Annotated in this window: 11 protein-coding genes; all 11 read left to right on the plus strand. The window is 74.5% G+C overall.

Annotated elements, in window-relative coordinates; all coding sequences use genetic code 11:
- Positions 1-350: winged helix-turn-helix domain-containing protein (locus ACFQ11_RS35750; RefSeq protein ID WP_378307027.1), on the plus strand; the 350-nt coding region annotated here is incomplete at its 5' end.
- 104 nt (positions 351-454) lie between these two features.
- Positions 455-889, plus strand: coding sequence for a DUF2752 domain-containing protein (locus tag ACFQ11_RS35755; RefSeq protein WP_378307029.1), 435 nt, complete (start codon positions 455-457; stop codon positions 887-889).
- Between the two features lie 89 nt (positions 890-978).
- Positions 979-1,785 (plus strand): indole-3-glycerol phosphate synthase TrpC, encoded by an 807-nt coding sequence (gene trpC / locus ACFQ11_RS35760; RefSeq protein ID WP_378307031.1) that lies wholly within the window; start codon positions 979-981, stop codon positions 1,783-1,785.
- 120 nt (positions 1,786-1,905) lie between these two features.
- Positions 1,906-3,144 carry a tryptophan synthase subunit beta gene (gene trpB / locus ACFQ11_RS35765; protein ID WP_378307033.1) on the plus strand — a complete coding sequence of 413 codons (1,239 nt, stop codon included), beginning with the start codon at positions 1,906-1,908 and terminating at the stop codon, positions 3,142-3,144.
- On the plus strand, positions 3,141-3,953 hold the full coding sequence (trpA, locus tag ACFQ11_RS35770) for a tryptophan synthase subunit alpha (protein ID WP_378307036.1): 813 nt from the start codon (positions 3,141-3,143) through the stop codon (positions 3,951-3,953). Before trpB ends, trpA begins: the two co-directional genes overlap by 4 nt.
- Positions 3,954-4,161: 208 nt before the next feature.
- The gene (locus tag ACFQ11_RS35775) at positions 4,162-4,644 is read left to right on the plus strand and encodes a vitamin K epoxide reductase family protein (RefSeq protein ID WP_378307038.1); all 483 of its coding nucleotides are present in this window, start codon (positions 4,162-4,164) and stop codon (positions 4,642-4,644) included.
- Positions 4,645-4,779: 135 nt separating this feature from the next.
- Positions 4,780-5,637, plus strand: coding sequence for a DsbA family protein (locus ACFQ11_RS35780; protein WP_378307040.1), 858 nt, complete (start codon positions 4,780-4,782; stop codon positions 5,635-5,637).
- Between the two features lie 141 nt (positions 5,638-5,778).
- Positions 5,779-6,630, plus strand: coding sequence for a DsbA family protein (locus ACFQ11_RS35785; RefSeq protein ID WP_378307042.1), 852 nt, complete (start codon positions 5,779-5,781; stop codon positions 6,628-6,630).
- 41 nt (positions 6,631-6,671) lie between these two features.
- Positions 6,672-7,913 (plus strand): prolipoprotein diacylglyceryl transferase, encoded by a 1,242-nt coding sequence (gene lgt / locus ACFQ11_RS35790; protein ID WP_378307044.1) that lies wholly within the window; start codon positions 6,672-6,674, stop codon positions 7,911-7,913.
- Between the two features lie 8 nt (positions 7,914-7,921).
- Positions 7,922-8,620, plus strand: a complete 699-nt coding sequence (locus tag ACFQ11_RS35795) for a VIT1/CCC1 transporter family protein (protein ID WP_378307046.1) — start codon at positions 7,922-7,924, stop codon at positions 8,618-8,620.
- A 128-nt stretch (positions 8,621-8,748) separates the two neighbouring features.
- Entirely contained in the window at positions 8,749-9,543 is a 795-nt protein-coding gene (locus tag ACFQ11_RS35800; protein ID WP_378307048.1) for a hypothetical protein, read from the plus strand.
- Positions 9,544-9,746: the final 203 nt, after the last annotated feature.

Consider the following 9,746-nt stretch of genomic DNA (forward strand, 5'->3'; position numbering starts at 1 on the left):
CCGTCACCGACGCCCTGCACGGCGCGGCGGCCGGGGCGGGCGCCGCCCCCGGCCCGCTGCGCGCCGGCCCGCTCGCCCTCGACCCGCACCGCCGCACCGCCGCCGTCGGGAAACGGCGCGTCGCCCTCACCGGCACCGAGACCGACCTGCTCGAGTTCCTGATGACCAATCCCGGCCGGGTCTTCACCCGCGAGCAGCTCCTCGACGCCGCCTGGGGACCCGGCGCGGGCGCCGGGAGCCGCACCGTGGACGTCCACATCGCCCAGCTCCGCGCCAAGCTCGGCGTCGGCGGCCACCACGACGGCCCCATCCGCACCGTCCGCGGCGTCGGCTACGTCCTCGACGCGTGACCTCGGCGCGTGACCTCGGCGCCCGGCCGCGCGTCCGGCCCCGCATCCGGCCGCGCGTCCGGCCACGGCGCCTGATCTCGGCGCCCGGCCTCTACGCTGGGCACATGACCGTGCACGCGCACCCGCCGGCGCCGCCGAGGCGCCGGGCCCGGGCACTGCTGGGTCCCGCCGCGGTGCTCGCCGCCGCCGCGGCCGGCGCGACGCTCGTCGCGTTCGTGGACCCGAACGAGGCGGGCCACTACCCGTCCTGCCCGTTCCTCACGCTGACCGGGCTCTACTGCCCCGGCTGCGGCATGACCCGGATGGTGCACGCCCTGACGCACGGCGACGCGGGCACCGCGTTCGGGCTCAACCCGCTGCTGTTCCTGCTCCTGCCCGTCTTCGGCTACCTGTACGGCCGGTGGGTGCTGCTCAGCGCGCGCGGCCTGCCGATGCGGTCCGCGTTGTTCCGCCCCGGGCCCGTCTTCACGTTCCTGGGTGTGATCGTCGTCTACTGGGTGCTGCGGAACCTGCCGTTCGCGCAGGCCCTCGCGCCCTGACCGGCACCCGGCCGCCCTGCTGCGAGAAGCGTCCGGAGGGGCGGCTACGATCGGTGCACGGATCGACCTGAAATAGGGGGCCTGTCACCTTGAGCGTTTTGGACGAGATCATCGAGGGCGTCCGAGCCGATCTCGCCGACAGGCAGCGCGAGGTTCCGCTCGACGCCCTCAAGGAGAAGGCGTCGACCGCCCCGCCGCCCCGGGACGCGCTGGCCGCGCTGCGCGGCCCCGGCGTCTCGGTGATCGCCGAGGTCAAGCGCAGCAGCCCGTCCAAGGGCGCGCTCGCCGCCATCGCCGACCCCGCCGCGCTGGCCCGCGACTACGAGGCCGGCGGCGCGAAGGTCATCAGCGTGCTGACCGAGCGGCGGCGGTTCGGCGGCAGCCTCGCCGACCTCGCCGAGGTCCGCGCCAACGTCGACGTGTGCGTCCTGCGCAAGGACTTCATCGTCACCTCCTACCAGCTGTGGGAGGCGCGCGCCCACGGCGCCGACATGGCGCTGCTGATCGTCGCCGCCCTCGAGCAGGACGCGCTGGTGTCGCTGATCGAGCGCGCCGAGTCGATCGGGCTCGTCCCGCTCGTCGAGGTCCACACCGAGGAGGAGGCGGAGCGGGCCGTGGCGGCCGGCGCCAAGATCATCGGCGTCAACGCCCGCGACCTGCGCACCCTGCAGGTCGACCGCGGCGTGTTCGCCCGGGTCGCGCCGCTGCTGCCCAAGGAGGCGGTGAAGGTCGCCGAGTCGGGCGTGCGCGGCCCGCACGACCTGCTGTCCTACGCGTCCTCCGGCGCCGACGCGGTGCTGGTGGGCGAGAGCCTGGTGATCGGCCGCGACCCGCGCTCCGCCGTCGCCGACCTCGTCGCCGCCGGCGCGCACCCCGCGCTCCGGCAGAGCGGCTGACGGCGGACCGGTAGGGTACGGCCATGCAGGTCGAACCGCTGCACGAGCGATGGCGGGGCCGGTCCATCCTTCGCTGACCGGACACACATCCCCACACGCCACGACAGGACACGTTCTTTCATGACCACCGACACCGCGGGCGCCGCCGTGCCCGACGCCCTGCCGGACGCGCAGGGCCGCTTCGGGCCCTTCGGCGGGCGGTTCGCCCCCGAGGCGCTGATGGCGGCCCTCGACGAGCTCACCCGCGAGTTCGAGACCGCCAAGCACGACCCGGCGTTCACCGGCGAGCTCGACGAGCTCCTCGCGAACTACGCGGGCCGCCCCAGCCTGCTGACCGAGGCGAAGCGGTTCTCCGCGCACGCGGGCGGCGCCCGCGTCCTGCTCAAGCGCGAGGACCTCAACCACACCGGCTCGCACAAGATCAACAATGTGCTGGGGCAGGCGCTGCTCACCCGGCGGATGGGCAAGACCCGCGTCATCGCCGAGACCGGCGCGGGCCAGCACGGCGTCGCCACCGCCACCGCCGCGGCCCTCCTCGGCCTCGACTGCACCGTCTACATGGGCGAGGTCGACACCGAGCGGCAGGCCCTGAACGTCGCGCGGATGCGGATGCTCGGCGCCGAGGTCGTCCCGGTCCGCAACGGCAGCCGCACCCTCAAGGACGCCGTCAACGAGGCGTTCCGCGACTGGGTCGCCAGCGTCGACCACACGCACTACTGCATCGGCTCCACCATGGGCCCGCACCCGTTCCCGATGATGGTCCGCGACTTCCACCGGGTCATCGGCGCGGAGGCCCGGCGGCAGTGCCTGGAACTGACGGGCGCGCTCCCGGACGCGGTCGTGGCGTGCGTCGGCGGCGGCTCCAACGCGATCGGCGCGTTCCACGCGTTCGTCCCGGACGAGTCCGTCCGGCTCTACGGGTTCGAGGCGGGCGGCGACGGCGTCGCGTCCGGACGGCACGCGGCGACGCTCACCGGCGGGTCCCTCGGCGTCATCCACGGCATGCGCACCTACCTGCTGCAGGACGGCGACGGGCAGACCCAGGAGACCCACTCGATCTCCGCCGGGCTCGACTATCCCGGCGTCGGCCCCGAGCACGCCTGGCTGCACCACTCCGGCCGCGCCGAGTACCGCGAGATCACCGACGCCGAGGCCATGGACGCGTTCGCGCTGCTGTGCCGCACCGAGGGCGTCATCCCCGCGATCGAGTCCGCGCACGCGCTCGCCGGCGCCCTCAAGGTCGGCGCGGAACTCGGACCCGACGCCACGATCGTCGTCTGCCTGTCGGGGCGCGGCGACAAGGACATGCACACGGCCGCCACCCACTTCGGCCTGATGCCCGAAGGGGAGGGCCGGTGACAGCCAAGACCGCCTACGACAAGGCCCGGGCCGAGGGGCGCGCCGCGCTCGTCGGCTACCTGCCCGTCGGGTTCCCCACCCGCGACGGCGCGATCGAGGCCGCCAGGACGATGGTCGACGCGGGCTGCGACGTCATCGAGCTCGGCCTGCCCTACACCGACCCGATGATGGACGGGCCCGTCATCCAGGACGCCGTCCACCGGGCGCTCGTCGGCGGCTTCCGGGTCGCCGACGTGTTCCGCACCGTCGAGGCCGTCGCCGCCACGGGCGTCCCGACGCTCGTCATGACCTACTGGAACCCCGTCGACCACTACGGCGTGGACGCGTTCGCCCGCGACCTCGCGTCCGCCGGCGGGGCCGGGCTCATCACCCCGGACCTCACTCCCGAGGAGGGCGGCGACTGGCTCGCCGCGTCCGACGAGCACGACCTCGACCGGGTGTTCCTGGTCGCGCTCAGCTCCACCGACGAGCGCATCGAGACGATCACCAGCGTGAGCCGCGGGTTCGTCTACGCCGCCTCGCTGATGGGCGTCACCGGCACCCGCAGCGCCGTCGACACCGGCGCGCCGCGCCTCGTCGAGCGCACCCGCGCGCTCATCGACAAGGGCGGCGCGGACCTGCCCGTCGGGCTCGGCCTCGGCGTGAGCGACGGCGCCCAGGCCGCCGAGGTCGCCGGGTTCGCCGACGGCGTCATCGTCGGCACGGCGTTCGTCCGCCGCCTCCTCGACGCCCCCGACCTCGCCACCGGCCTCACGGACCTCCGCGCCCTCACCGAGGACCTCGCGGCGGGCGTCCGCCGCGGCGCCTGACCGCCCGCCCGGGCGCCCGCCGGGCACGCCCGGCCGCACCACCGGACGTCCCCGGGAACCGCCCGCGCGGGCGATTCCCGGGGACGTTCCGCGTCCGTGCGGGAACGAACTCGCGGCGCCGATCGGTTGATGCTTGTGGGACCGTCGCACTCCCGTAAGGTGAGTTCGCCAGCGGAGGCGGTCCCGGAGGATCACGATGACGCAAGAGATGACGGCTGAGGAGCGCGGCGGCGCGGCGGCGAGGGAGCCGGCGCGGCCGATGTGGTTCCTGGCGTCGGCCTGGCTGCTGACGATCGCCGGGCTGGGGATCTCCGGCTACCTCGCGGTGACGCACTACGACGAGGGGGCGCTGGTGTGCTCGACGTCGTCGACGGTCGACTGCCACGCCGTCACGTCCAGCGAGTACGCGGCCCTGCTCGGCATCCCGATGCCGTTCCTCGGGCTCGCGTTCTTCCTGGGGTTCGCCGTACTGATCACCCCGTGGGCGCTGCGGTCGCAGTGGCCGCCGCTGCGGTGGGGACGGATCGCGAGCACCTCGGTCGGCGTGCTGTTCGTCGTCTATCTCGTGACCGTGGAACTCGCACTGCTGCATAAGATCTGCCTGTGGTGCACCGGGGTGCACGTCATCGCTACCCTGCTCTTCATCCTCGTTCTGTTCGACGAATTCCGGCGGATCGGTCAGGTCGACTGACGGGTCCGGCCGGCCCCCGGACGGCCCCCACGGACGGCCGGCGAGGCGACCGGCCGGGTGTACCGGCAGGGACGACCGAACCGCCGGGACCGCGCCGCCCCATTCGGCGCGGACCCCCCACGCATAGGAGTGTCAATGAGCAAGGCCGCACGGGAGCGGTCCGCGCGGGAGCGCCTGGCCGCCGAGCGCAAGCGGCAGGCCGCGCGGGCGAAGCAGCGGCGGCTGCTCGCCATCGTCATCGGTTCGGTGGTCGCGGTGGCCGTCGTGGTCGTCGGCACCGTCCTGATCATCGAGCAGCGGAACAAGAACAACACCGCCGTCGCGCACGAGGGCGAGCTCGCGCCGCTGACCCGCCAGGACGACGGCTCGATCGTGATGGCGCAGCCGGGCGTGGAGAAGCCGGTCCTGGAGATCTTCGAGGACTTCCAGTGCCCGATCTGCAAGGACTTCGAGGAGGCCACCGGCGAGACGATCGAGAAGCTCGCGCTCGACGGCAAGGTCAAGGTCGTCTACCGGCCGTTCCACCTGTTCGGCCAGCAGCGGGACCCGATCAAGATCAACTCGCTGCGGTCGGCGAACGCGGCGCTCTGCGCGCCCGCCGACAAGTGGATCTCCTACCACGACGCGCTGTTCCAGTTCCAGCCGCACGAGGGCAGTGAGGGGTTCGCGCCCGACGACCTCGTCAAGTGGGGCCGCGACATCGGCATCACCGACCCCGAGTGGGAGTCGTGCGTGCGGGACCTGAAGCAGGAGGCCAAGGTCAAGCAGATGACGACGTACGCGCTCGAGCAGCGCGGCGTCGAGGGCACCCCCTCGGTGTTCCTGGACGGCAAGCAGATCGAGAACGGCGTCGCGATGAACCCCGCGGCGCTGCGCGCCACCGTCGACGCCGCCGCCGCTGCCGCCCCGTCGCCGTCCGCGTCGCCCACCGGGTCCGCGCCGGAGTCGCCGTCCGCGTCGCCGTCCGCGTCCGGGGAGGGCTCCGAAGGCTGACCCCGGCCCGCCCGATCGGACGACGCGCGCCGCACGCTCCGCGACACGGAGCGTGCGGCGCGCGTCGCAGCGTGTGGCGGAGGTCTCCCGTCGGTACGCTCGGACCTGCTGCGACAGTCAGGCCGATCGGGGGATCGAAGCATGGCCGACAATGAGGGTTCCGCGCGCCGCCGGCTCGCGGACGAACGTGCACGGGACGCCGCCCGCGCGAAACGGCGGCGGGCGCTCGTGGTGGTGCTCGGCGTCGTCGCGGCGGCGGCCGTCGCGGTCGCCGTCGTCGTCATGGTGACCGGCCGGCAGAGCGGCCCCGACCCGGTCGCCGAGTACGACGGGCCCCTCGCGCCCACCACGCGGCAGCAGGACGGGTCGGTCGCGATGGCGAAGCAGGGCGTGCACGCGCCCGTCCTGGAGATCTACGAGGACTTCCAGTGCCCCGCCTGCCGCGCCATGGAGGAACGCCTCGGCGCGACGGTCAAGGACCTGGCCGCCCAGGGCAAGGTGAAGGTCGTCTACCGGCCGTTCCAGCTCTTCCAGCAGGACCCGCTCATGTCGAACTCGCGCCGCGCCGCGAACGCCGCCGCCTGCGCGCCCGCCGACAAGTGGGTGGCCTACCACGACAAGCTGTTCACCCACCAGCCGCTGGAGGGCGACGAGGGCTTCACGCACGACCAGCTCGTCTCCTGGGCGTCCGAGGTCGGCATCACCGGGCAGGCGTTCGAGACCTGCGTCCGGCGGATGCAGAAGATCGAGGAGGTCGAGGACGCGACCGCGGCCGCCGGCCGCGCCGGCGTGGACTCCACCCCCTACCTCGCGCTGAACGGACGCAAGCTGACCGGCGAGGCGCTCACCGCCGAGGGGCTGCGCGAGGCCGTCGCCGATGCCCAGGGGAGCACCCCGACGCCGACCGGCAGCGCGTCCGGCGGCATGTCCGGCAACGCGGCGGGCGCCGGACGGGACGCCGGCGGAACCCGCGACGCGGAGATGCGGGCATAGCGGGGCACGGGAGCGGGCCGGAGGCGGTAACGTCAACGCCCATGCAGCCGCTCGCCTACATCCCGAGTCCCTCGCAGGGCGTCTGGTACCTCGGGCCCGTCCCGATCCGCGCCTACGCCATCATGATCATCATCGGTATCGTCGTCGCCGTATGGCTGGGCGAGCGGCGCTGGGCCGCCAAGGGCGGCCGGCCCGGCACGGTCATCGACGTGGCGGTGTGGGCGGTGCCGTTCGGCCTGGTCGGCGGCCGGCTGTACCACGTCCTGACCGACTACCAGCGGTACTTCGGGGCGGACGGCGACCCGATGCGGGCGCTGGAGATCTGGGAGGGCGGGCTCGGCATCTGGGGCGCGGTCGCGCTCGGCGCGGTCGGCGCCGCCATCGGCTGCCGGACGCGCGGCGTGTCCCCGCTCGCGATGGCCGACGCCGTCGCGCCCGGCATCGCGCTCGCGCAGGCGATCGGCCGCTGGGGCAACTACTGGAACCAGGAGCTGTACGGGCGGCCCCTGGACGCGTTCTGGGCCTTGGAGATCGACCAGGACAACCGGCCCCGGCTCGCGGACGGCGTCACCCTCGACCCCAAGTACGCCGACATCGCGACCTACCACCCCACGTTCCTCTACGAGTCGCTGTGGTGCCTGGGCGTCGCGGTGCTGGTCATCTGGGCGGGCCGCCGCTTCGAGCTGACCCACGGCCGCGCGTTCGCGCTGTACGTCGCCGGGTACACGGTGGGCCGGTTCTGGATCGAGTCGCTGCGCATCGACGACGCGCACCACATCCTCGGCATGCGGCTGAACAGCTGGACGTCGGTCGTCGTGTTCCTCGCGGCCGTCGCCTACATGTACTGGGCCCGCAACCGGACCGGCCCGGAGAACGTCGGCGCCGCGCCCGACGGTGACACCCCGGGCGGCGCCCCGGAGAAGCGGGACGGCGCGTCCGCGAGCGGGGGCGACGACGGCGGCGGCGCGGCGGGGACCGCGAAGGCCGGGAAGCCGGCCGAACCCGCGGACGACGCGTCGAAGGACGGGACCCCCGAGGACGACCGGCCCGAGGACGACCGGCCCGAGGACGCGGCCCGCGACGCGGACCGGCCCGGGCCCGCGGCGGCGACCGAGGAGGGCGAGGCGGACGACGTGCCCGCGGACGACGTGCCCGCGGACGACGTGCCCGCGGACGACGTGCCCGCGGACGACGTGCCCGCGGACGACGTGCCCGCGGGCGACGGAGCGGCGGACGACGAGGCCGCGGGCGTCCGGTCCGTCAAGGACGGCAAGCAGGGGTGACCTGACCGGTGGCGGCGGAGGATCATCACGGGCACCGCGACGTCACCGGCGGCTGGCTGCGGCCCGCCGTGTTCGGCGCCATGGACGGCCTGGTCTCCAACTTCGCGTTGATCGCGGGCGTCGCGGGCGGCTCCGGGAGCCGGCAGGTGGTGCTGCTCGCGGGGCTGGCCGGGCTCGCCGCCGGGGCGTTCTCGATGGCGGCGGGCGAGTACATCTCGGTCGCGTCCCAGTCGGAGCTGGCCGAGGCCGAGATCGAGGTCGAGCGTCTCGAGCTGGCCCGGCATCCGCTCGCCGAGCAGCGGGAGCTGGCCGAGGTCTTCGAGTCGCGCGGGGTGGATCCCGAGACGGCCGCCGAGGTCGCCCGGCAGCTCTCGCGCGACCCCGACGGGGCGCTGGAGGTGCACGCCAAGGAGGAGATCGGCGTGGCGCCGGGCGAGCTGCCGTCCCCGCTGCTGGCGGCCGGCTCGTCGTTCCTGTCGTTCGCGGTGGGGGCGCTGCTGCCCGTCCTGCCGTACCTGCTGGGCGCGACGTCGCTGTGGCCGGCCGCGGCGGTCGCCGCGCTGGGCTTGTTCGCCGCCGGGGCGCTGGTGTCGCGGGTGACGACGCGCGCCTGGTGGTTCGGCGGGCTGCGGCAGCTCGCGTTCGGCGCGGCGGCCGCGGCGATCACCTACGGCGTGGGCGCGCTCATCGGCGCCAACGGCGTGTAGCCGGTGCCGCGGGAAGGCGCCGCCGCGGGGGAGGGGGCGCCGCCACCGAAACGTGACCTTGGGTCGTCTCGGGGACAAAACCTCCTTTCCGGCGCGCGAGGTGCGGTCCGACCGCTAAGCTCCCGGGCGTGATCGAGGCACGTGACACTGGTTCCCCCGGGACGGCGCCCAAGGGCGGGCGGGACTCCCGGCCCGAAGACGGCGGCGGGTCCGGCTCGAAGGGCCCCGCTCCCAAGCTGCTGTTCGGCGCCGCCGCGGCGCTCGTCGCGGTGGTCGTCGCGGTCGTGGCGGTCGTCCTGCTGACGGGCGGCGGTGAGGAGAAGCCGGCGGCGGTCGCGAAGACCGTGCCGACGGCCTACACCCCGGACTACAACGGGCCCGGCTTCGCCAAGATCGCCTCGCGGGAGGCGGACCAGCGGGCGATCACCGAGGCGGAGGCGTTCGGCGGGGCCAAGACCCTCACGAGCGGCCGGTACACGTTCACGCAGGCCGGCGCGGAGCTCACCGACTGCGCGAGCGCCGCCTGGGGCGACCGGCTCCGGCAGGACCTGGCCGCGCACGGCTGCACGCAGATCGGCCGCGCCGCCTACGTCAGCGCCGACAAGAAGCTGCTCGGCCAGTTCATCGTGGTCAACCTGAAGGACAAGGCCGGGGCCGACCAGATCATGCGGACGCTCGACCCGGCGACGAACGCCGGCTGGATCGTCCCGCTGAACCCCGAGGGCGCCCCCGCCTTCGGGAAGGGGTTCAGCGCCGCCTACGCGCGCAACTACGGCCACTACGCCGTGATCACCTGGGTGCAGCGGGTCGGCGGGGGGCAGCCCGCGTCCCTCAACGAGATGATCGACGCGAGCCTCGCCGTCGAGAAGCCCGCCGACTTCCTGTGGGCGCGGCTCGGCCTGGCCGACGAGGCGGCACGGTGACGGGGGCCGTGCGGACGCGCCGGACGCCGATGCGAGCCGGGGCGCGCGTGTCACCGGCCCGCGGGCAGTAGTCTGCGCCGTCGTGGAGTCCGATGAGCCCGGCCGCCGTCCCGGTGGCCCCCGCCGCGCCCCGATGAGCCGCCCCGCCCGGCGCCAGCCCCCGCCGCGCCGCACGTCCGGGCGGACGGGCGCGGCCCCGGCCC

Origin of the sequence: Actinomadura sediminis (assembly GCF_042675525.1) — a bacterium.
In the GTDB taxonomy this organism is placed as follows: Bacteria; Actinomycetota; Actinomycetes; order Streptosporangiales; family Streptosporangiaceae; genus Spirillospora; species Spirillospora sediminis.